The sequence below is a fragment of the Dyadobacter fanqingshengii genome (assembly GCF_023822005.2).
In the GTDB taxonomy this organism is placed as follows: domain Bacteria; phylum Bacteroidota; class Bacteroidia; order Cytophagales; family Spirosomataceae; genus Dyadobacter; species Dyadobacter fanqingshengii.
Genome location: NZ_CP098806.1, coordinates 3,890,572 through 3,912,858, shown reverse-complemented (window position 1 = coordinate 3,912,858; position 22,287 = coordinate 3,890,572). Strand labels below are relative to the sequence as shown.

Here is a 22,287-nt window from a genome sequence, read left to right as displayed (position 1 = left end):
ATTACTTACCCGCTTGCGTTTTGGACAAAACCGAGGCGCAGAAATCTTAAAATATGGCTTTCATGTCAGCAATTAGTACAGATGACCTTTTAAATGGATATATAAATGGGATTTTCCCAATGGCCGAAGCGGACGGGACTATTTATTGGTATTCTCCAAATCCAAGGGCAGTAATTCCGATTGATACATACAAACCGTCGAGATCACTGCGGCCTGTTCTGAACAAAAAATACTTTGAGATAAGGGTTAATGCCGATTTTGAAGGTGTTATGCGGGGCTGTTCTGCACCCAGGGCAACGGAACAGGGGACCTGGATTTCGGAGGAGATCATTTCTTCTTACACCGCCCTGCATGAGCTCGGTTACGCACATAGCGTGGAGACTTATCGCGGAAATAAGCTGGTAGGAGGGTTGTATGGCGTTTCGATCAATGGTGTTTTCTTTGGGGAGTCGATGTTTTCAGCGGAGAGTAATGCTTCGAAAGTGGCTTTTCATTATCTGATCCAGATCCTGCGGATGAATCGTTTTGTTTTGCTGGATACGCAGTTTATCAATGATAATGTGCTGCGCTACGGCGCCATAGAAATTGCGCGCGAGGAATATCTGGACCAACTGCAAAAAGCATTAAAGTTGAAAAGAAGGTTTAATGGTCATGTGCTGGAAGACATTCTTTGAATAATTTTCTACTTTTAGGCTCAGATTACAGACCTGGGGCTGCGCTATGACTTGCGTCCCGTTCAAGCAATTTTTCAAAGTGTCAAAACCAATACTCGTAATAAAATTCGGGACTGCCTCTATAACCCTTCCCTCCGGTGAACCTGACGTCAGGATTATTTCGGAAATAGCGCGGCAAGTCTCGGCAATCCATTCTCAATATAGGATTATCATTGTTTCTTCTGGTGCCGTTGGTGCGGGGAAAGCTTATATCCAGGATTATAAAGGCACGATGACGCAACGGAAAGCTGCTGCGTCTGTTGGAAATCCGCTTTTAGTGGGTTTATATGCGACTTATTTTGCGCCTAACAAGATCTACATTGCACAAAGTCTTTGTGAAAGGCAGCATTTTGCCAACCGCGCCAAGTTTCTGCAATTGAAGGAAACGTTTGAAGAATTGTGGGAAAACAACATTATTCCCATCGTAAATGAGAACGACGTTGTAAGTGACCGTGAATTGAAATTTTCGGACAATGACGAGCTGGCCACATTGCTTGCAGTAGGTTTTGGAGCCGAGTCGTTGATGTTCTGCACATCGGTCGGCGGCCTGCTGGACGAGCGGGGCAACATTCTCAGGAACGTATCCAATGTGAATGAGGTTTTCAAATTCGTACGGACCGACAAATCCTTTCTAGGTTTGGGCGGAATGGCATCCAAACTGACATTCGCCAAACTGGCGGCTAGAATGGCGATCAAAGTGGTCATTTTCGGCATGAAAGAACAGGATGAGCTGCTTGAAGCTTTAAAAGGAAATGCAGGAACGGTTATCAGCGCCGGCAAAAGCACACTTTCAGCCCGGAACAGATGGTTAGGAAGCGGCGGATTGGTTTCAGGAAGTTTGCAGATTGATGAAGGTGCTTCCAAAGCATTATTAAGAAGAAAAAGCTTGCTTGCAGTAGGCGTGGTGGAAGTAACCGGCGATTTCGAATCCGGTGAAATCATTGAAATATATTCTCCTTCCGAGGAAATGATCGCGGTTGCACGCGCGAGGGAAACTTCGGCTGCCATCCGCGCCAATATGAAAACAGTGAATTTTGAAGTGGCACATGCCAACGATATCGTACTATTATAATGGAATCCATTTTACCGCTATTAGAACAAACCCAAAAGGCATCTGCCTCTGTTCGGAATTTGTCCGATCGGCAGCGTGCAGACCTTTTGCTCAGTCTTGCAGATAAAGTTTTGGCCAATGTTGCCAACATTATCGCCGAGAATAAGAAAGATCTTGATGTGATGGACGACTCCGATCCGAAAAAAGACCGGTTGTTGCTCAATGAACAAAGAATTCAAGGTTTGGCGCAAAGTCTCCTTGATGTGGCAGCATTGCCTGATCCGAGCGGTGAAGTGTTGCTGGAACGTACAATTGAGCAAGGTTTGTCCCTACGCAAAATAGCGGTTCCGCTGGGCGTTGTAGGGGTTATTTATGAATCCAGGCCAAATGTCACATTGGATGTTGCGTCCCTTTGCCTTCGGTCCGGGAATGCTTGTGTTTTGAAAGGTGGTAAGGAAGCACATTACTCCAATCTCTATCTGGTGGGTTTGATCCACGAAACGCTCGCCGAATTCAACATTGATCCTGCCGCAGTTATGTTGCTGCCAACGGACCGGAAGTTTGTTTCAGAATTGCTTACTGCGACCCGATTTGTGGACATTATCATTCCAAGAGGCTCTGAAAGCCTGATCAAATTCGTGCGTGAAAATTCGCTGGTTCCCACCATTGAAACGGGAGCAGGCGTTTGTCATACATATGTTGAAAAAACCGGCGATCTGGAAAAAGCGGCTAAAATTGTGGTGAATGCAAAGGTTTCACGGCCATCTGTTTGCAATTCGCTAGACACGATTTTAGTAGATAGGGAAATCGCAGCGGAGTTTTTGCCAAGGTTGAAAGAAGACTTCATCAAATGGAATGTCGAAGTTTTTGCTGATGAAACATCATATTCGATTTTTGAAAAAGACGGTTATCCAATGCTGCAACATGCTGAGGAAGCGGATTTTGGAAGAGAATTTTTAGATTATAAATGTTCTGTGAAAGTCGTAGATGGGCTGGATGATGCTTTGGAACATATCCGGGCACATTCTTCAAGACATTCCGAAGCGATCATTTCGAAGGACGATGCCGGAATTGAAAGGTTTCTTAGAGAAGTGGATGCTGCCGCAGTTTATGCCAACGCATCAACGCGCTTCACGGACGGCGCTGTCTTCGCATTAGGTGCTGAGATTGGCATATCAACACAAAAGCTGCACGCGCGCGGGCCTTTCGCACTCGAAAAGCTCGTGACCGAAAAATGGATTGTAAAAGGTGACGGGCAAGTTAGATGGTAAGCGCTTTGGAAAATATACAAACATTAACAAACGAAGCGGTATCATTGCTGAAAAGCCTGATCGAAACGCCTTCATTTAGTAAAGAAGAGGCAAATACAGCGCAGCTGATTGCTGATTATTTCGAGTCAAAAAACATTCCTTTTCAGCAAAAAAAGAACAATCTCTGGGCCTTCAACCGTCATTTCGATAAGAAGAAGCCTACATTGCTTTTAAATTCCCACCACGACACGGTCAAACCGAACAAATCCTGGACGTTGGATCCGTTTAATGCCATTGTCGAAGATGATAAATTGTTTGGATTGGGCAGTAATGATGCTGGCGGTTGCCTGGTTTCGCTGATTGCGACGTTCTGTTATTTTTATGATCGGTCGGATCTTGCTTATAACATTGCCATTGCTGCAACTGCCGAAGAAGAAATTTCCGGGAAGGAAGGATTGGAAATTGTCGTTCCCGAATTGCCTGAGATCGCTTTTGCTATTGTCGGCGAGCCTACTGAAATGCATTTGGCCGTCGCTGAAAAGGGCTTACTGGTTCTCGATTGCACGGCAAAGGGGAAATCCGGTCACGCAGCGCGCGAGGAAGGTGATAATGCGATTTACAAAGCTTTAAAGGACATTAGCTGGATTCAGGAATACAAGTTTCCAAAGGTTTCGCCCACACTGGGGCCGGTGAAAATGTCCGTTACAATCATTAATGCGGGAACGCAGCACAATGTAGTGCCTGATGCTTGTAGCTTCACTATTGACGTGCGGGTTACGGATCAATATACTTTGGAAGAGGTGATTGAAGTGATTCAGGACAATATCCAATCTGACGTTGCGGCCAGATCTATCCGATTGCGCCCTTCGAGCATTCCGATGGATCATCCGATTGTTCAGGAAGGTTTGAAATTAGGAAGGGAAGCATATGGTTCGCCTACAACTTCCGACCAGGCGCTATTAGATTGTCCGTCATTAAAAATGGGGCCGGGACATTCCGGAAGGTCACATAGTGCGGATGAATTTATTTATCTTCAAGAAATCGAGGCGGGCATAAAACAGTACATTGCGATGCTGGAAGGCGTTGTTAAAAAGACTGACTAATTCCGCATTTTACATCGCTAACCAGCGCCAATATGCGATTTTATACAGAAGAGGACGTGCAGACTTTCGAGTCAGTGAAGTTTTTATATATCAAAACTTCTCTATCAAATCACATCTTCACGATCACATTAAGCCGTCCTGAAAAACGCAATGCTTTCACGCCGACTATGGCCGAGGAAATCGTTTTTGCATTGGCTTATGCACATTATAACAGCGAAGTGCGTTGCCTGATCGTGAATGCCGAAGGCCCTGTTTTTTGCGCCGGAGCAGACTTAATTTCTTTTCATGATGCTGCTGCAAACATTAAAAATCCTGCTTTACCACAAATTCGGGAAGAAGCGAAACTTGGTGATGCTTTTAATGAGGTTTGTAAACCAAGCATTGCGCAGATCGAGGGTTCGGTTTTGGCAGGCGGATTTTTGATTATTTGCGGCTCTACATTTGTTTTTAGTGTAATTGAAGCAAGTTACAGCTTACCGGAAGTGAAGCGTGGGATTTGGCCGATGCAGGTTATGGCGTCGCTTAACCAGATTATTTCTCCCAGAAAAACACTGGAAATGTGCATTACCGGGAAAAGCTATGATGCGGAAGAAGCACTTCAATTAGGGTTGGTAACATACATTGCACTCGCGGGAAACATCGCCGAAGAAGTCCAGCTTTTGGCCGCTGAAATCTGTCAGAATGCTCCGTACGCGATCCAGCAAGGCATGAACGCATTTCAACATTTGAAAGATACTCCTGGGAATGAGCAGCACAGCTTCCTCAAAGCACAATTAGATCAGATTCTGCGATCCGAGGATGCAAAAGAAGGAATGCAGGCTTTCAAAGAGAAAAGAAGCCCGAACTGGAAAGGGAAATAATGATTAATGCGGTTTTGAATCGGCTTAATTACCTGGAACAATCTCAATTTCCTCACCATAACGGTTGTGGAATTTGAAATCAACCACACCCAGCGAAGTATCCTTGATCAGCTTCACCCACGTTTTGTAATGGAAAAGCCACTTTATTTGCTCGGAAATTAACCCTTTCGTGAAATAAGAATGCAGGAATGGATGAAGTGAAATAGTGATTCCACGTTCATTTTGTTTGGTAAGAATGTAATCCAAATTATTTGAAATTACATCAGATACCAAAATACTCGCCTGAATTGTGCCCGTTCCGCCGCAAGTGGGGCAAGTTTCGCGGGTTACAATGTTCATTTCAGGTCTTACGCGCTGGCGGGTAATTTGCAGCAGACCAAATTTTGAAAGTGGCAGGATCGTATATTTCGACCGGTCGCCTTTCATTTCGTCGCGCATGGTATCGAAAAGAACGCGTTTATTATCCGCTTTCTTCATATCGATAAAATCGACGACGATAATTCCACCCATATCGCGTAAACGCAACTGACGGGCAATTTCTTTGGCTGCTTCGAGGTTCACGCTCAATGCAGTCGCTTCCTGATCTTCTTCTGAATTGGACTTGTTGCCACTGTTAACGTCGATAACATGCAACGCCTCAGTGTGTTCAATGATCAGGTAACCGCCATTTGGCAAGCTTACAGAGCGGCCAAATAACGACTTGATCTGCTTTTCAAGACCGAATTGTTCGAAGAGCTTATTTTTGCCATTGTGCAGCTTCAGAATGTTCTCCCTATCCGGCGCAATGTTGTGAATGTAAGCCTTAATGTCGTCGTAAACCTCTTTGGAATCAACTGTAATGCTGTCGAATGATTCATTCAGCATGTCGCGGATGATCGAGGATGCGCGGTTCATTTCACCTATCACACGGTCACGCGGTTTGGCGTCGCGCAATGTTTTGATGCCATTTTCCCACTTTTCCAGACAGTCTTGCAGATCCTTATTCAGCTCATCCACATCCTTCCCAGTTGCAACGGTGCGAATAATTACACCAAAATTTGCGGGCTTAATGGACGACATCAGACGTTGCAGACGATTTCTCTCCTGCTTGTCGGTGATCTTTTTAGAAAGGTTTACAGAATTGGAAAAAGGGACCAGTACAATGTAACGGCCGGCAATCGAAATGTCGCAGGAAAGTCTCGGGCCTTTCGTAGAAATAGGCTCCTTAACGATCTGGACAAGAATAGGTTGATTTTTGGAGAGGACTTTATCAATCTTGCCAAGCTTCTCAATTTCAGGCTCCATTTTGAAATTACTCAACTTGCCTGCATTGTTCCGCTTGGATATTACATCCTTAGTCAGTTTGTTGAGAGAGTTAATATTTGGCCCAAGATCGAGATAATGCAGAAACGCGTCTTTCTCAAAACCGACATCAACAAACGCGGCATTAAGCCCCGCTACCAGCTTTCGAACCGTACCGAGGTAAATATCCCCAACGGTAAAGCTTTGATCCGGTGTTTCGACGTGATATTCTAAAAGACGTTTATCCTGCAAAAGGGCTATACGTTCTCCCTTTTGAGTAGAATTGATTAATAATTCGTTACTCAATGTTCAACCAACTGAATGGCTATATAATGTTGATACTTAACCTCCGCTTTCAGACTGAAAGGGGCAATACATACGAGGGGAAGAAGGCATGACCGGACTTTTTTGTAAAATCCGGTCATGATATATTATTTCTTCTTATGTCTGTTTTTTCTAAGTCTTTTCTTTCTCTTGTGAGTGGAGATCTTATGTCTTTTTCTCTTTTTTCCGCAAGGCATGTTTTATGTCGTTTAAAATAAAAATTGATTTTCTTTTTGCTTATCAATTGTTCAGACGACCTTCCAATTCGCCAATCGCTTGCTGGATCACAGGATCTTTCTCCTCCTTTTTAACTTCGGAAAGGACTTTACGGGCCTGTTCCTTGTCTCCCAGTTCCACGAGCGTCAATCCTAAATAGAACTTCGCTTTTGTATTGGCCGGATTATTGGTCAAAATCTGTCTGAACCTGTCGGCAGCTTTTGAATATTGGTTAGATCTCATGGACAAGATCCCTAAATTGAACAATGCCAATTCGTTGGTAGGATCGTTGTCAATCACTTCGCGCAGCATGAGAATTCCCTGCATCGGGTTTTCCGTATTCACGTAAGTCATTGCCATGTTGGCTTTTGCGGCTAACAGGCCGGGATTCTGGTCAAGTGCTTTCTGGTAGTATTCACGGGTTTTGGCTCCAAGGTTTTTTGCTTTCTGATCCTCAATGGCAAAACCGTAAGCTTCGTAATAACGATCGCCGGTCCTGACAAGATTTTCAACACTTGGAGACAAAAGGGCTGCCTTCTCAGCATAAAATGCCGCGCTGTCAAACTTTTGCAGTTGAGCAAATTTGTCCGACAACTTCAAGCCCGCAGCTACTTTGTCTTTGTCGCCCGCTTGCTCGTAGGCACTTTTCAACTGATCTACAATTTTTTGCTGATCAGGCGAAATAGTGGCTTTGTCATGCGATTGAACAGAAGAGTCCGGAGCAGCCGCCGTAGCAGCTGCCTGGGACTGGCTTCTTTCGTTGCCTACTTCTTTCCCCTTGGTATTCACAACCACTTTGGGAAGGCTGAAGAGCGTTCCTACAAGAGCAACTGCAAGCACACAAGAAAGAAGAATCGACTTTTTCATACTGTTATAACCCAAACCCTTTCAGGTAAATTACTTTTCAGCGACAGCTTTCAATTTGTCACTTTCTTTTACCTGCTCAACAAATACTTTTGCAGGTTTGAAGCTTGGTACAAAGTGCTCGTCAATGATCATTGAAGTTCCCTTCGAAATATTACGGGCAACTTTACGCGCACGTTTTTTATTGATGAAACTACCAAAACCTCTTACATAAAGATTCTCACCATCAGAAAGTGAGTCCTTTACCACGGTGAAAAACGATTCCAGCGTTTGCTGAACATCGCCCTTGTCTACACCTGTTTTCTCAGAAATCTGTGCGATTACGTCTGCCTTAGTCACTTTGATTGTTTACTTTAAGTGGATATTATTTCATTTATTTACTTACTCCTCTAAATTTTGGGAACACAAAGGTACGTCAATTTTACCAAGATTTAAAAGGAAGGCGTTTTCATTTTTTTTCTAATTGGTTAAATAACAGCGTATATAAGTGCAAACATTATGATATCAGACCATTTACAGGCAATTGATTTTAATAAAAAACTAAAATCCTGGTATCTGAAAAACCACCGCCCATTACTTTGGAGACAAACGACGGACCCCTATAAAATATGGTTGTCCGAAATCATTTTGCAGCAAACCCGGGTCACGCAGGGGACGCCTTACTATGAAAAATTCCTTGAAAATTACCCCACCGTATTCGATCTCGCCCATGCGGATGAGCGCGATGTGCTACGGCTGTGGCAGGGCTTGGGTTATTATTCCAGGGCCCGGAATATGCATTTTACGGCCCGGCAGATCGTCAGCGAATTTGGTGGGAAATTTCCGGAAACTGCGCTAACCCTCTCAAAATTAAAAGGTTTGGGCAATTATACTGCGGCAGCTATTGCTTCTTTTGCATTTAACGAGGCGGTTGCGGCGATTGATGGCAATGTTTATCGGGTTATGTCCCGCATCTTTGGAATTAAGTCGGATATGCTCAGTAATGAGGGGAAAAAGGAGTTTGCCAAGGTTGCAAAGACATTAATTTCACAGGAAGATCCGGCAACTTATAATCAAGCCATGATTGAATTTGGCGCGCTTCAATGTGTGCCTGTGTCGCCCAATTGCACGATTTGCCCTTTTAATGACATTTGCTATGCCTATGCATTCAATGTGCAGAACGAGCTTCCGGTGAAGGCAAAAAAGATGAAAGTGAAGAACCGTTTTCTGAATTATTTTATCATTCAGCAAGGCGAAAAGTTGGCTATGCAGGAAAGGACTACGAAAGATATCTGGAAAGGATTATACGATTTTGTTCTCGTGGAATCGACCGCCCGGGTCGATTCGCCGGAGGATTTGGCCGATAGTGTTATGCTCCTGGCATTATTAAGACAAGGGAGCATCCGGCAAGTGCCGAAACCATACATTCATTTACTAACCCATCAAAAGCTCCACGTACAATTCTGGTGGGTGACCGTCCCGGAAAATGAGCATCTTGATCTTCCTGAAAATATTTATTTTTTCTCTAAAAACGAGGTAGAAACGCTTCCAAAGCCGATTTTGATAGATACAGTCTTGAAAGAAGAAAAATATTTGTGACCATAGTAAAGTGATTCCGTCTAAATGTTTTTAAACTTCACCAAGCATAAGGAATTGTATTTTAAGTAATATATTTTTGTACTAAACACGTAAAACGGACAGGTTATGACAAGTTTTAGTTTAAATACAAATCACATCAAAGCATTCAATGAAGACGGTTACCTGGTTGTGAAAGGGCTGTTTTCAAAAGAAGAGACGGATAAATTGTATCAAACGGCGGTTGAAAATTCGGTGATGCAGAAAAACGCAATGGACCTGAATGATCAATCCGGCAAAAAGACCAAGCTCTCATTGTGGTTCACGCCGGGAGACGATGTTTTTGGCTATTTGATCCGGAGTGAAAGAATGGTCAATTCTGTATGGCAACTGCTTGCTGAAGAAAGTCCGGTCTGTCACTTTCATACCAAATTGATGCAGAAAGAGCCGAAAGTGGGTGGTGCGTGGGAATGGCATCAGGATTATGGTTATTGGTATAAAAATCAATTCATTTTCCCTGATCAATTAATGAGTGTAATGGTCGCTCTGACGCATGCGAACAAGGAGAATGGTTGTTTGCAAGTCATTAAAGGCTCACACAAAATGGGCCGGGTTAACCACGGTTTTGCCGGCGAGCAAGTGGGTGCAGACATGGAAATGGTAAATCATGCGCTCAAAACGATGGAACTGGTTTATTGTGAGATCGAGCCGGGAGATGCATTATTTTTTCATAGTAACCTCATGCACAGGTCCGAAGCGAATTTGTCGGATCATCCGAGATGGTCGCTGATCTCGTGTTACAACTCCCAATCCAACATTGCCTACGCCGAAACTTCCACCTCATGGCGGGTTCCGGTGTCGGTTGTCCCGGACCGGGCGCTTTTGGAATGGGACGCAGCGTCATTTGGCGATGTCGACTTTTTGAAAAAAGAAGACGACCCGGCTTTGAAAACGACTGGCTGGGAAAGTGAAGTGAAAACAACTTGACATGGGCCTTTTTTAAGACTATCCTAAAACTTTAAAAATCATATTTATGCAGAAAATGGCAATGTTGGGTTCCGGTTTTATCGGACGTTTTTACGCTGAATCCATTCATGGGCAGCGAGGCCGGGATAGGGTTGTTGCAATTTACGCGCGACGTGATGAGAGTGCTCAAAAGTTTGCCAAAGACTATGGTTGCGACTTTTGGTCGTCCGATATGGAGGAAGTGATTGCCCATCCGGACGTAACTATGGTGTGCATTGCATTGCCTAACAACATTCATGAAGAAGCAGTAATGTTATGCGCCAAGCATAAAAAAGCGGTGGTTTCGACCAAGCCGCTGGGCCGCAATGGTGCAGAAGCATTGCGGATGATGAAGGCAGCGGAGGAAGCGGGGATTTTTGCGGGTTACCTGGAAGACCTTTGTTACACGCCCAAATTCCTGAAATCCATGGAAAGCGTGAAAAATGGCTCGTTAGGAAGGATTATTTGGGCAAAATCACGCGAAGCGCATCCCGGACCGCATAGTGAATGGTTCTGGGACATCGAGCAAGCGGGTGGCGGCTGCATTCTGGATCTCGGATGTCATTGCATTGAAATATCGCGCAACTTTATTGGAAAAGACATTAAGCCGGTGGAAGTAATGTGCTGGGCCGATACGCAGGTAAAACCCATTGATGCTGAGGATCATGCCATTGCTTTGGTGAAATATGAAAATGGTGCGATCGGTCAGTTTGAAGTAAGCTGGACGTTCCGCGGCGGAATGGATCTGCGCGACGAAGTGATGGGAACGGAAGGCACAATCTGGATCAACAACTTCCTGAGAACCGGTTTTGAAATGTTTACAACAGGCCAGAATGCAGAGGGGAAAGGGGAGGATTATGTAGCCGAAAAGGCCGAAAGCAATACGGGTTGGCTGTTTCCGGTGGGCGACGAGGTGAATGATCTGGGTTATAACCATATGTTCACGGATATGTTCAATGCAGTAGAAAACGGGACTGAGGCAGCGGAAACTTTTTACGATGGTTATGTGGTCAATGCGGTGATTGACGCCGCTTACAAGTCGGCGAAAACCAAACTTTGGGAGAAAGTAGAGCTTCCGGTTTGGCGTGGAAAAGAAGGTGTTACAAAGCCGTCTAATTACGTGTCGTACAATGAAGAATATTTTCTTATCAAGCAGGAAATGACGCACGACGGCCGGAATAAATTAATTCTCAAACACAAAATTACCGGCAAAATCAGTGAACAGGATGTTTAAAAGTGCTTTTACATCTGTATATTTAAATTTAAGTCTAAAAATCATCCACAAATAGAAATCATGGCAGGAAGTGTTAACAAGGTTATTTTGATCGGCAATCTGGGGAGCGACCCGGAAGTAAGATATCTGGAAAGCGGCTCGGCTGTTGCAAAATTCAACATTGCCACAACAGAATCATACACCAACAAGAGCGGCGAACGTGTCGACAATACGGAATGGCATCGCATTGAACTTTGGGAAGGATTGGCCAAGGTCGCAGAGAAATATTTAAAAAAGGGCAATCAAGTATACATTGAAGGCCGCATTCGCACGGATAGCTGGACGGATAAAGAAGGTCAGCAAAAAACCGGCGTTACAATCCGCGCCAACAGCATGACTTTACTGGGCGGCCCGGCTGGCTCGGGAGGTGGTGGAGAAGGAAACAATGGCGGTTATGCGCAACAGCAATCCTCAGCACCACGCGCCACCCAGGCACCACGATCCACAGACCCAATTCCTCCGTCATTGGCAGCTGGCAATGATGACGACGACCTGCCATTCTGATACGCTACAATATATCCGGCGATCCTGTTCAAAAGTATTTATTTCGCGTTTTAGAGCACAATGGAATAATATTTTTGAGCAGAATCGCTACATTTATTTAAACGAAAGTTTATTGCAAACTTTTTCAGACCATTTGTGAAAGAAACAGAAGACAGCGACGATCCCCTTGCCCGAACGCGTACGGGGATTCGCCTCCCCCAAAGATGTACGCAAACTTTATTTGCAGGAGTCCTTATACCCACTGATTTCCTTGCGCCATACGACCTGATCCTGGTCATTTTTCTTTTCATCATTTCCCTATTTCTTTCCGGAATCCGTGCCGCATATGCTGCCTCTGGGGCGATGGAAAACCCATGGGAACGTAAAAACGAGGTCGAAAGCACACTCCCCAATCGCATTCAACAGCTTGCGCTTTCGCTAATCCAGCGCGGCATTACAATGCTGGCGTTGATTCTTGCAGCCCGGCTTGCGTGGATACACATTCAAAACGGCCCTGAGAAGTTGTTTCAATGGATTTCGCTGGGCTGTCTGCTGCTATGGATCTGGCTGGACGCGATGGTTCGCTATCACAGTGCGCGGCGTGCGCTTGAACTTATCCCCAGGATGTCCGGTGTTACACGCGTTCTCATAAAAGTTTGCCAGCCACTTGCGCAGCCTATTATGAAGCTGGGATATTCTTTCGGCGTGCTGACGCCCGAAGGTGCCGAAATTACCACCGAAAGACTTGAAGCAAAAGCGGAAAGTGAAGAAGAAACGGATCTGTTGCGCGGGCTTGCCAATTTCCGGGAGACCAGTTCGAAAAAAGCCATGCAAGCGCGATTGCATATCACAGCCTTTGACATTGAACTGGACTTCCATGAATTGATGGATAAGATCAATAAATCGGGCTATTCAAGAGTTCCGGTTTACCGCGATGATCTGGACCACATTGAAGGGATCTTGAATGTAAAGGACTTGCTTCCGCACATTCACCAGAACGAACATTATAACTGGCAAAAATTGCTTAGGCCGGTATACTTTATTCCGGAAAGCAAACATTTGGACGATCTGATGAAGGATTTTCAGAGTCGCCGCGTGCATATGGCCATTGTAGTGGACGAATATGGCGGAACGAGTGGTTTAATCACATTAGAAGACATCATTGAAGAGATTTTCGGGGATATCAATGATGAATATGACGAGGATGATGAAGTAAATTACACCCAGGTCGACGACAATACTTACGTTTTTGAAGGGAAGGTTTTGATCAATGATCTTTGCAGATTGCTAAATCTCGAAACAGACTATTTTGACGAAGTAAGGGGCAATAATGAGTCATTAGCGGGCCTTCTGCTGGAATTATTTTCAAGATTACCACGCCCGGGAGAAATGGCGACGCACAGGGAAGTCACTTTTAAAGTGCAATCAGCCGATAAAAAGCGTATCAAGAAGGTGCGGGTGCTGGTTGGCTAATCTGTGTTTATGGGCGTTGCTTTGGAAAAATATCTGATCTCGTACAATTCCTGATTTTTGCCGGAGAGATAAGGTTGTTGGGATTTTTTTAAAACCAATGTCCGCTCATTAAGATCCAGGATTTTATAGCCATTTAACACTTTCCCCGTGGAATCGGTGTAAATGAGGGAATCCGCAGATATGACTTTGTAGCGTGACTTCCTGTATTCACCTTTTCGCCTCTGAAAAAGCGTTCCGTCTGCTCGATAGTCAAAGTAAGACCAATGTGCGTCTTTTGTATTATTGGTGAAACTAAATCCATTTACATAATTGGATATGGAATCGGTCCGCCATAATCCTACAATGTCTTTTTCACGGGACGAACATCCCGTAAAAAAGACAAGCAGGCAAATCAATAAAAATCCTTTGTTGATCAAAACTCAATAATTGCTGTTCTGAATTAATACGCCGTTACTCAAATCCACCTCGCGCTGTGGCAACGGGAAATAGTAATGTTTAGGCTTGATGAAGTTTCTGCTAGGCTTATGCGGACCACGATTGATCTTGTAATGAGCCACAATGTCAATGAGCCCTGCCTTGTCCCAGCGCATCAGATCCTGATGCCTTTCGTTTTCGCCGGCCAGTTCAACGCGTCTTTCGTGCATGATGTTTTTCATGGTTGCACCTGTAATGGCAGCCAGTCCGGCACGTTTTCTAACCACATTTAATTCTGCATCGCCATTGGCCCCAGAGCGGATTTTTGCTTCGGCAGCTAACAAATAGACGTCTGCCGTTCTCAAAAATGGCGCATTCAAGCTTTGGCTCATATCGCCGTTTTCAGCGAATTGCGTATATTTTTTAAAAGCATAACCTGTAACGCGCGTCATATTTCCCGCGAATGTTTCCACACCGGCCTCATTGCGGTCCACTTTGTCGCCCGGGCTGAAAATAGAAGATGTTTTACGCGTATCTCCTTTTTCAAATTCCTGAACAAGATCCGCGATCGGCTCGTGGAAACCCCATCCGCCAAATGCCTGCGGCGTGTGATAAAAAGTGGGGGAATTGTCCGCCGTCCAGCCGGTTTCGTATTGCAGCGAAAACAGTATTTCCGGGTTATTTTCGGTGGCTAGTTCAAAATTCTGGTTGAATCCGGTAGCTAACTTGTAAGCAGCATTGGAAGTCACTTTGGTGCTCGCTTCAATCGCTTTCGCCCATTGCTCTTGATACACATATAATTTGGTCAAAAATCCATTCGCAGAACCTTGTGTAACGCGTCCAGCTTCACCATCCGCATAGGAAACAGGAAGCAGGGAAGCAGCTTTGATGAAGTCGGCCTCGGCTTGCGCGCGAACTTCTGCCAATGTTGATTTTGGTTTATTAAAATTAAGATTCAATGCATCGTCTTCCAGTAAAATGGGCACTTCGCCGTAAATCAAAGAAAGTCTCCAATAAACGAATCCTCTCAAAAAATACGCTTCACCCATGCTCCGGTTGCGCAATGTTTCGTCCATAGTAACCTTTGGGGCATTGATTAGCACGGCATTGGCTCTCGAAATCACTTCGTACTTCGTTTTCCACGTAGCCAGAATATGCGAGTTGGAAGCGTCGAAAGTGAACATTTCCAAAGCTGTCTCGTCCGAATGGTCTCCCGCACGGTTCATATCATCCGAGCAGTTATCAAATGTGTATTCGGTGTGGGCAAAGCCGTCTTCGTCCAGCAAAGGCGCGTAAACTGCATTCACAGCCGCCACCACATCGTCACCATTACGCCAATATTGCTGCGAGGTAACCTGGCCGTAAGGCGTTGTTTCGAGCAAATCATCACAACCAGTGAGCATTGCAAGAAGTATATAACCGGATAATAGTGTTATTTTTTTCATAGGATAAATTCTTTCAGTGATGGTCTGAGCGTAGGGTTTTAGAAAGAAATGGTAGCACCGATTGTCCACGTGCGGGCTAGCGGATATTGCGCATAATCGACATTTAGCTGATTGTATGAGCCACCGCTACCAACATATCCTAACTCAGGATTCAAGCCTGTGTATTTGGTGAATGTCAACAAGTTCTGACCAGTCACATAAACCCGAGCTTGCGACATTTTCAGCTTGCTGATCGCATTTTTTGGGATGGCATATCCAAGGGTCATGTTTTTCAAACGCAGATAATCTCCTTTTTCCACAAAAAGATCTGACGGTCTGAAATTCCGGTTCGCGTTGTTAATGCTCATGCGCGGAATGGTGTTGCTTGAACCTTCGCCGTCCCAGCTGTTGAGCGCGTCAGCATACAGGTTGAACGGATAACTTGCGTCCAGACCTTGCATACGGTCTGCATTGTAAATGTTAACACCACCTACGCCAATAAAAAATAATGTGAAGTCAAAACCTTTATAATTGGCTCCCGCAGAAAACCCGTAGTTAATTTTTGGTTGCGGGCTGCCAATGATCGTTCTGTCTTCATCATCCACAATGCCGTCATTGTTCAAATCCACGAAACGCACATCACCCGGCACAATCTGCCCGTCTGTCCGGCGCGGATCATTTGCAATGTTGGCGTCGTCATCAATTTCACTTGCATTTTGGTAAATACCGTCAGTTTGATAGCCATAAAAAGTGCCATATGGCTGTCCTTCATACGTCCTCACGATCTCTTGCTGACCTCTTCCGTAAAGTTGTGTTGCCAGAAAGCCGCCAGGCGTTGCCAGTTTGGTGATTTTGTTTTTGATAAAAGTCGCGTTACCGCTTACGTTGAATGTTACGTCACCAATTGTATGTTTGTAAGAGGCTTCCAGTTCCAAACCCTGATTTCTAAGCTGTCCAACATTCTGATCCGGAATAGTCGCGCTTCCGATTGTGCCGACAGATGGTGGCGCAAGCAGCATTTTCTTGGTATCCTTAATAAAGTAGTTTGCAGACAAATAAAGGCTGTTTTTAAATAAACCTGCTTCCAGCCCGAAGTTGCTCATTTCCGCCGTTTCCCAACCAATGTTCAAGTTGGCCAGCCTGCTTTGCGCAGCGCCCGAAACCTGATTTTGCACACCGCCGTTGCCAAATGCATAACGGAAAGTGGAGTTGATCAAGGCCAGATATTGCAGGGAAGCTACATTCTGGTTACCCAATTGTCCCCAGCCGCCCGTCAGCTTGAAATTGCTGAATATAGGCAATGCATTTTTGAAAAAGTCTTCCTCTGAAAGCCTCCAACCCAACGAGAATGCAGGAAAAACACCCCACTGATTGCCGGGAGCAAACTTGGAAGACCCGTCGCTACGCATGGTTGCCGTGAAAAGATAGCGATCATTGAAAGAATAATTCACCCTTCCAAACCACGATCCAAGCGCATCATAACTGCGGCCGCCGTTGCCTCCATTCGCCAAAGGAACCGAAACGATGATCCCCGCATACTGCATGTAACGCAACGAAGGGTCTTCACTGGCAAACTCACGTCCCCACTGATTGGCATAAATGCTTTTGAATGTCTGCGAAGTATAACCGCCCACCACACTGAGCGAATTTTTTCCAAACGCCTTGTCGTAAGAAAGGAAATATTCCTGCAAGAAGGACCACGTTTTGTCACGGCCAACGCTCAACTGATTGTAAGAATTCTTGCGGAACTGATCGTTAACCTTGATATCAAATGTCTGGCTGTCTGAAAACGTAGCGTCCATGGCCAGGTTTGTACGCAATTTCAATCCGTTTACAATTTCAAGTTCACCAGTCAGATTGCCGAGAAAACGGTTTCGTATATTGTTTTTGTCCTGCGTATCAACAGTAAAAATGGGATTGTTCAAGTCTCCGAAAGCACCCAATCCGTCCGTTGATCCATAGGAACCATTGGCATTACGGACCGGCAAACCAGGATGGAAGCGGATAGCGGTGAACAGTAGGCCGGTTTGTGAAGATTGCGTGTCGGGACCTGAATTATGCGTGTTGGTATACTGGAAATTCTGACCGATTTTAATCCGCGAACCCACTTTATGGTCTGAATTGATCCTAAATGTATACCGCGTATAGTTTGATTTTCCGATTATTCCGTCCTCATTGTAATAACCTCCGGAAATCGCAAAAGTTGAATATTTTCCGCCACCGCGCAGTGATGCGTCGTAATTGCGGGTAACGCCCTGCTTTAAAAGTTCTTCCTGCCAGTTGGTCAGTTGGTTCTGATATTGTTTGTCTTCCCAAATTGCCGGAATATCTAAGTCGTCATTTGTGTATGCCTTTTGCTTCATTTCAGCCAACTGAGGCGCTGTAAGCACATCCAGGGATTTGATTCGATTGGTCACACCCAGATAAGCATTCACAGTAACCGATAAAGGAGCGTCGAACTTTCCACGTTTGGTTGTAACGAGGATAACGCCGTTTGCTGCCCTGGTTCCATAAATGGCTGATGCAGAAGCATCTTTCAGGATTTCAATGGATTCAATGTCGTTCGGGTTCACATCATTCATGTTGCCGGACGGGATCCCATCAATGACAACCAATGGTGAAGAGTTGTTAACCGTTCCAAAACCGCGGATCTGGATAGAACCGGCGTCACCAGGAGCGCCCCCATTACGGACAATGTTCACACCCGCAGCACGACCCTGCAATGCTTGCTGCGCACCACCGGAAGGCAGATTTTGAAAATCAGCACCCTTTACCGATGAAACCGCGCCCGTAACGTCCTTCTTTTCCTGCGTTCCATAACCCACTACAACCACTTCTTTCAACGCACTTACGTCGGGAGCGAGCGTTACATTGATAACCTCTTTATCCACAACCACTTCCTGGCTCACATAACCGATGAAGGAGAATTTTAATGTTGCATTCTGATCGGGAACAGCAATGCGGTAATCGCCATTTTCATTGGTTGAAGTTCCCTGCTGACTGCCTACGAGCAGGATGTTGACACCCGGAAGGCCTGCGCCTTTTTCGTCAAGCACTTTACCCGTAATGTTACGCTCCGCTGTGATTCCCTGGTTTTGCAATGTTTGTTCGTTCCCGGTCGGAGCTTGGGGCTTTTTTCTGAGCAAGATCCGCGAGTTTCCAACCACTTCGTAAGACACATTCAAAGGCGTGAGCAATTGATCCAAAACCTTGTCCAATGATCCCTTAACCTCTTTCAGATTTGTATTTTGAGAACCTTGAATGCTCGAAGTGCTGTATACGAACTTGACGTCCGCCTGCTTTTCTATCATTTGAAGCACCCTTTTTACTTCCAGCGATTCCACTTTCAGTGAAATGTCCTTATTAAGCAGTTCCTGCCCATGCAGTGTATGCGCGAACGAAATGCCGCAGCATAAGATGGCAATAATCAGTTGTTTAGCCGTAGTACTCATGACCTTGTAAACAACCCTTTTGAGGGGTATTTTTTTATGCATATTTTTAAAGGTTTTTGTGGACGCAAACGCAAAGACAAACAATGAAACTGTTGGTAACAACAGCGTAATGGTGGCGGTGATGTTCGAGCATCATCGCCATTTTATTTACTAATCGCCGCATCCAGCACCCTGTACAAACAAGGCCGTTCCGCGTCTTTCGTAGGTAATGTTGGCCGACTGACAAATCAAATCAAGCTGCTGAAACAGGCTTAATCCATTCAAATCACCCGTAAAAAGGCACGAATCGGTTGAATCGTTTTCGAGCACGATATCTATTCCGTAAGATTTTTCAAGGGCTGAGAAAACATGCTTAACCGGGACTTCTGAGAAAGTAAAGCCGTGTTCAGTTTCGCTCACAGGGATGACCAGCATTGGATTTTCAATGATGGACAGCTCTATTTTTTTGGATTTTTTGTCAAACACAATTTTCTGGTTGGGTGTCAAAATCACGCCGTTGCGGTTCACAACATTGTTAGCCGCTCCTTCGTAAACGGACACCCGACCCGTTTTAACCTGCACTTCCACAGACGCCGATTCATCATAAGACTTGATTGTAAAACTCGTTCCCAACACTTTCGTTACCAATGTGCCCGTAGATACGATAAAGGGTTTCGCCGGATTTCGTTTGATTTGAAAAAACGCTTCCCCATGCAAATAAACGAGCCGGTTTTTTTTGCCGAAATGCTCCGGGTAGCTGATGCTGCTGTTCTTTTGCAAGATCACAATGCTGCCGTCTTCCATCGGAATATTTTGGGATTTGCCTGATGTGTTTTTGATTTCGATCACGCTGTCATTCGGTGAGAAATCCATTTCCGCAATCGTTTCGGGCGCATTTTTCTTTACCAAAAAATACCAAAACCCAAGCACAACGAGTATAGACGCTGCGGCAGCCAGGTAAGGCCTTAGTCGGATCAAAAGCGGTTCGCCGATTGTGTTAGCCACAAGCTTTTTCTTAATGCGCTTTCCAATAACCGCTTTTTCATCTTCGAAAACGGGCATTTCCTGCATTGGATTATTTTTGAAATGATCCAGAATAAAGTCCTCTTCCTCCTGCGTATGCTGCCCGGCAAGATATTTTTTCAAGGTTTTCTGAAAATCGTATTGGTTCATTGGCGTGTGGTAAGGTCTCAATTGTCTGTCTGATAAATCCAAAGATTGTCTTTCAGGACTTTCAGGGACTTGGTAATGTGATATTCCACGGCTTTTTCGGAAATGTGGAGTTCTTTGGCAATGCTCTTAACCGACTGATTTTCAAAGCGACTGAGCTGAAACACACGGCTCGTTTTCTCAGGCAATTTTTTCATCGCCTTATCAATGGCTTCTGAAAGATCATTGAATTCAATGTTTTCCTCAGTCGTCGAAATCTCATGCATCTTATTCAAAAGCACATATTCCTGATATTTGCGCCAGGTAATCTGCGATTTGATGTGATTGACAATCAGGTATTTCAATGCAATGACGAGGTAAGAACTCAAATGATTGATCTTGCTTTCCAGCCTTCTTTTCCAGAGACTTTCAAACAAATCATGCACCAATTCCTCCGCCTCTTCCCTGGATCCGGTCTGGTGAAATGAGATGCAGAACAACTTATACCAATAACGGTCATAGATCTCCTCAAAAGCGCGTTTGTTGCTTTCGGAGAGTTGAACGACCAGTTGTTCATCGGTAAATGTTGGCTTCATCTGATCCTTAATATGGCTTGCAAAGTTATAGTCAAGGAACCGGCAATAACCCCTAAACCATTTTATCATATTTTTAATAATTTTTAAAAATACACATTTCACAGATCGTTTTAGTTACATGGATGATTCAGCGATTGCGGGAATGGAAAGCGCTGTGGACGATAGAGGAATTTGGATTCTTAAAAAATTAATATTTGGCATTTGACAAAATGTTTGGTAGGCAGCAAACATTTTCTTAATTTTGCCCGGCAAATAACAATAGTTTATTTGCTATGAGCACAGACCCATCCAAAGTCCTCTTCGAGGCGCTAACGTACGACGACGTTCTTCTAATACCTGGTTATTCAGAAATTCTGCCTCGCAACACAACAACAAAAACCAAGCTAACCCGTAACATTGAGCTGAACATTCCACTTGTTTCTGCTGCAATGGATACCGTTACTGAATTCGACCTGGCGATTGCCATGGCACAGGAAGGAGGGATCGGGATTATTCACAAAAATATGAGCCTGGAAGCTCAGGCTGAGCAGGTTAGGAAAGTAAAACGCTCCGAAAGCGGCATGATCCTCGACCCGATCACGCTTTCTGACACGGCTACATTAGGCGATGCGCACCAGATCATGCGTGAGTTCAAAATCGGCGGAATTCCCGTCATCGATAAAGATCACAAGCTTATCGGCATCCTGACCAACAGGGACTTGCGTTTCGAAAGAGAAATGGCAAAACCTGTGACGGACATTATGACGAAGGATAAGCTGATCACTGCTTCTGATGGTTTATCTCTTGACGACGCTGAAAAAATCCTTCAAGAGTACAAAATTGAAAAACTCCCCATCGTAGATTCGGAATACAGACTGACGGGTTTGATCACGTATAAGGATATCCTGAAACGCAAATCGCACCCGAATGCTTGTAAAGATGAATACGGCCGTTTGCGTGTAGGCGCGGCGGTTGGCGTTACTGCCGATCTTTTGAAAAGAGTGGAGGCATTGGTAAAGGCTGGCGTAGACGTGATCAGTCTGGATACAGCGCACGGACATTCACTGGGCGTGATTGAAGCATTGAAATCTGTTAAAAAGCAATTCCCTAAATTGGATGTAATCGCTGGAAACGTGGCAACAGGTGCAGGAGCAAAGGCGCTTGCAGATGCCGGCGCGGATGCGGTGAAAGTAGGCGTAGGGCCTGGCAGTATTTGTACAACGCGTATCATTGCCGGAATTGGTGTTCCGCAGCTTACCGCGGTGATGTGGGCAGCTGAGGCATTGAAAGATACAGACGTTCCTGTAATTGCCGATGGCGGAATTCGCTTCTCCGGTGATATGACAAAAGCACTGGCTGGCGGCGCGAGCACAATCATGATCGGTTCCATGCTTGCAGGAAGTGATGAAGCTCCTGGTGAGATCGTGATTTACGAAGGCCGGAAATTCAAAGCTTATCGCGGAATGGGTTCAGTAGAAGCCATGGAAGACGGATCAAAAGACCGTTATTTCCAGGATGCTGAGGACGATGTGAAAAAACTGGTTCCGGAAGGAATTGTGGGGCGTGTGCCATTCAAAGGAAAGGTTTCCGAGATCGTTTACCAAATGGTAGGAGGCCTGAAAGCGGGAATGGGTTATTGCGGAGCAGGTGACATTGCATCATTGCAAAAAGCGCAGTTCGTGAAAATTACATCAGCCGGAGTAAGAGAAAGCCATCCACACGATGTAATGATCCAGAAAGAAGCACCTAACTATTCTTCGAAATCATAACGGATAACAGGTTGCTGTATAGCAAAAGCGCCTCGTGACATCAAGTTACGAGGCGCTTTTTATGATATTATATTT

The 22,287-nt window shown here is 44.9% G+C and carries 19 protein-coding genes; 11 read left to right on the top strand and 8 right to left on the bottom strand.

Features of this window, described 5'->3' with window-relative positions; translation table 11 throughout:
* The first annotated feature begins 62 nt into the window (after positions 1–62).
* From aat to NFI81_RS16175, 5 genes are all read left to right on the top strand, one after another.
* Positions 63–674 carry a leucyl/phenylalanyl-tRNA--protein transferase gene (aat, locus tag NFI81_RS16195; protein WP_234611406.1) on the top strand — a complete coding sequence of 204 codons (612 nt, stop codon included), beginning with the start codon at positions 63–65 and terminating at the stop codon, positions 672–674.
* A 79-nt stretch (positions 675–753) separates the two neighbouring features.
* Complete coding sequence (proB, locus tag NFI81_RS16190) at positions 754–1,785, top strand: glutamate 5-kinase (RefSeq protein ID WP_234611407.1); 1,032 nt, start codon at positions 754–756, stop codon at positions 1,783–1,785.
* Entirely contained in the window at positions 1,785–3,035 is a 1,251-nt protein-coding gene (locus tag NFI81_RS16185; RefSeq protein ID WP_234611408.1) for a glutamate-5-semialdehyde dehydrogenase, read from the top strand. The genes proB and NFI81_RS16185 overlap by 1 nt, the downstream gene beginning before the upstream one ends.
* On the top strand, positions 3,029–4,117 hold the full coding sequence (locus tag NFI81_RS16180; protein ID WP_234611409.1) for a M20 family metallo-hydrolase: 1,089 nt from the start codon (positions 3,029–3,031) through the stop codon (positions 4,115–4,117). The genes NFI81_RS16185 and NFI81_RS16180 overlap by 7 nt, the downstream gene beginning before the upstream one ends.
* A gap of 32 nt (positions 4,118–4,149) precedes the next feature.
* Complete coding sequence (locus tag NFI81_RS16175; RefSeq protein ID WP_234611410.1) at positions 4,150–4,977, top strand: enoyl-CoA hydratase/isomerase family protein; 828 nt, start codon at positions 4,150–4,152, stop codon at positions 4,975–4,977.
* Positions 4,978–5,001: 24 nt separating this feature from the next.
* Here NFI81_RS16175 and NFI81_RS16170 read toward each other — a convergent pair whose 3' ends face one another.
* The 3 genes from NFI81_RS16170 to NFI81_RS16160 all read right to left on the bottom strand — a co-directional run bounded on the left by NFI81_RS16170 (position 5,002) and on the right by NFI81_RS16160 (position 8,001).
* Complete coding sequence (locus tag NFI81_RS16170; protein ID WP_234611411.1) at positions 5,002–6,564, bottom strand: Rne/Rng family ribonuclease; 1,563 nt, start codon at positions 6,562–6,564, stop codon at positions 5,002–5,004.
* 258 nt (positions 6,565–6,822) lie between these two features.
* The gene (locus NFI81_RS16165; RefSeq protein WP_234611412.1) at positions 6,823–7,665 is read right to left on the bottom strand and encodes a tetratricopeptide repeat protein; all 843 of its coding nucleotides are present in this window, start codon (positions 7,663–7,665) and stop codon (positions 6,823–6,825) included.
* Between the two features lie 30 nt (positions 7,666–7,695).
* On the bottom strand, positions 7,696–8,001 hold the full coding sequence (locus tag NFI81_RS16160) for an HU family DNA-binding protein (protein ID WP_015813879.1): 306 nt from the start codon (positions 7,999–8,001) through the stop codon (positions 7,696–7,698).
* 159 nt (positions 8,002–8,160) lie between these two features.
* Here NFI81_RS16160 and mutY point away from each other — a divergent pair, with 159 nt between their 5' ends.
* From mutY to NFI81_RS16135, 5 genes are all read left to right on the top strand, one after another.
* On the top strand, positions 8,161–9,240 hold the full coding sequence (mutY, locus tag NFI81_RS16155; protein ID WP_234611413.1) for an A/G-specific adenine glycosylase: 1,080 nt from the start codon (positions 8,161–8,163) through the stop codon (positions 9,238–9,240).
* Positions 9,241–9,345: 105 nt separating this feature from the next.
* The gene (locus NFI81_RS16150) at positions 9,346–10,203 is read left to right on the top strand and encodes a phytanoyl-CoA dioxygenase family protein (protein ID WP_234611414.1); all 858 of its coding nucleotides are present in this window, start codon (positions 9,346–9,348) and stop codon (positions 10,201–10,203) included.
* 46 nt (positions 10,204–10,249) lie between these two features.
* Positions 10,250–11,455 (top strand): Gfo/Idh/MocA family protein, encoded by a 1,206-nt coding sequence (locus NFI81_RS16145; protein ID WP_234611415.1) that lies wholly within the window; start codon positions 10,250–10,252, stop codon positions 11,453–11,455.
* A 60-nt stretch (positions 11,456–11,515) separates the two neighbouring features.
* Positions 11,516–11,998 carry a single-stranded DNA-binding protein gene (locus NFI81_RS16140; RefSeq protein WP_234611416.1) on the top strand — a complete coding sequence of 161 codons (483 nt, stop codon included), beginning with the start codon at positions 11,516–11,518 and terminating at the stop codon, positions 11,996–11,998.
* A 135-nt stretch (positions 11,999–12,133) separates the two neighbouring features.
* Positions 12,134–13,450 (top strand): transporter associated domain-containing protein, encoded by a 1,317-nt coding sequence (locus NFI81_RS16135; RefSeq protein WP_234611417.1) that lies wholly within the window; start codon positions 12,134–12,136, stop codon positions 13,448–13,450.
* On the opposite strand, the gene NFI81_RS16130 is transcribed toward NFI81_RS16135, so the two are convergent.
* The 5 genes from NFI81_RS16130 to NFI81_RS16110 all read right to left on the bottom strand — a co-directional run bounded on the left by NFI81_RS16130 (position 13,447) and on the right by NFI81_RS16110 (position 20,533).
* On the bottom strand, positions 13,447–13,866 hold the full coding sequence (locus tag NFI81_RS16130; protein ID WP_234611418.1) for a hypothetical protein: 420 nt from the start codon (positions 13,864–13,866) through the stop codon (positions 13,447–13,449). The genes NFI81_RS16135 and NFI81_RS16130 overlap by 4 nt on opposite strands.
* A 3-nt stretch (positions 13,867–13,869) precedes the next feature.
* Positions 13,870–15,309: a RagB/SusD family nutrient uptake outer membrane protein gene (locus NFI81_RS16125; protein WP_234611419.1), complete on the bottom strand. Its 1,440-nt coding sequence runs from the start codon at positions 15,307–15,309 to the stop codon at positions 13,870–13,872.
* A 38-nt stretch (positions 15,310–15,347) separates the two neighbouring features.
* A complete protein-coding gene (locus NFI81_RS16120; RefSeq protein WP_234611420.1) occupies positions 15,348–18,782 on the bottom strand; it encodes a TonB-dependent receptor in 3,435 nt (1,144 codons plus the stop codon).
* 108 nt (positions 18,783–18,890) lie between these two features.
* The gene (locus tag NFI81_RS16115) at positions 18,891–19,892 is read right to left on the bottom strand and encodes a FecR family protein (protein ID WP_234611421.1); all 1,002 of its coding nucleotides are present in this window, start codon (positions 19,890–19,892) and stop codon (positions 18,891–18,893) included.
* Positions 19,893–19,909: 17 nt separating this feature from the next.
* A complete protein-coding gene (locus NFI81_RS16110; protein WP_234611422.1) occupies positions 19,910–20,533 on the bottom strand; it encodes an RNA polymerase sigma factor in 624 nt (207 codons plus the stop codon).
* Positions 20,534–20,736: 203 nt separating this feature from the next.
* Here NFI81_RS16110 and guaB point away from each other — a divergent pair, with 203 nt between their 5' ends.
* The gene (guaB, locus tag NFI81_RS16105; protein WP_234611423.1) at positions 20,737–22,212 is read left to right on the top strand and encodes an IMP dehydrogenase; all 1,476 of its coding nucleotides are present in this window, start codon (positions 20,737–20,739) and stop codon (positions 22,210–22,212) included.
* Positions 22,213–22,287 lie beyond the last annotated feature (75 nt).

Excerpts from the sequence above, each read along its gene's own strand:
- aat (WP_234611406.1), top strand. The coding sequence starts at position 63 with ATGTCAGCAATTAGTACAGATGACCTTTTAAATGGATATATAAATGGG.
- NFI81_RS16185 (WP_234611408.1), top strand. The coding sequence starts at position 1,785 with ATGGAATCCATTTTACCGCTATTAGAACAAACCCAAAAGGCATCTGCC.
- NFI81_RS16180 (WP_234611409.1), top strand. The coding sequence starts at position 3,029 with ATGGTAAGCGCTTTGGAAAATATACAAACATTAACAAACGAAGCGGTA.
- NFI81_RS16175 (WP_234611410.1), top strand. The coding sequence starts at position 4,150 with ATGCGATTTTATACAGAAGAGGACGTGCAGACTTTCGAGTCAGTGAAG.
- NFI81_RS16165 (WP_234611412.1), bottom strand. The coding sequence starts at position 7,665 with ATGAAAAAGTCGATTCTTCTTTCTTGTGTGCTTGCAGTTGCTCTTGTA.
- mutY (WP_234611413.1), top strand. The coding sequence starts at position 8,161 with ATGATATCAGACCATTTACAGGCAATTGATTTTAATAAAAAACTAAAA.
- NFI81_RS16150 (WP_234611414.1), top strand. The coding sequence starts at position 9,346 with ATGACAAGTTTTAGTTTAAATACAAATCACATCAAAGCATTCAATGAA.
- NFI81_RS16145 (WP_234611415.1), top strand. The coding sequence starts at position 10,250 with ATGCAGAAAATGGCAATGTTGGGTTCCGGTTTTATCGGACGTTTTTAC.
- NFI81_RS16140 (WP_234611416.1), top strand. The coding sequence starts at position 11,516 with ATGGCAGGAAGTGTTAACAAGGTTATTTTGATCGGCAATCTGGGGAGC.
- NFI81_RS16125 (WP_234611419.1), bottom strand. The coding sequence starts at position 15,309 with ATGAAAAAAATAACACTATTATCCGGTTATATACTTCTTGCAATGCTC.
- NFI81_RS16120 (WP_234611420.1), bottom strand. The coding sequence starts at position 18,782 with ATGCATAAAAAAATACCCCTCAAAAGGGTTGTTTACAAGGTCATGAGT.
- NFI81_RS16115 (WP_234611421.1), bottom strand. The coding sequence starts at position 19,892 with ATGAACCAATACGATTTTCAGAAAACCTTGAAAAAATATCTTGCCGGG.
- NFI81_RS16110 (WP_234611422.1), bottom strand. The coding sequence starts at position 20,533 with ATGATAAAATGGTTTAGGGGTTATTGCCGGTTCCTTGACTATAACTTT.
- guaB (WP_234611423.1), top strand. The coding sequence starts at position 20,737 with ATGAGCACAGACCCATCCAAAGTCCTCTTCGAGGCGCTAACGTACGAC.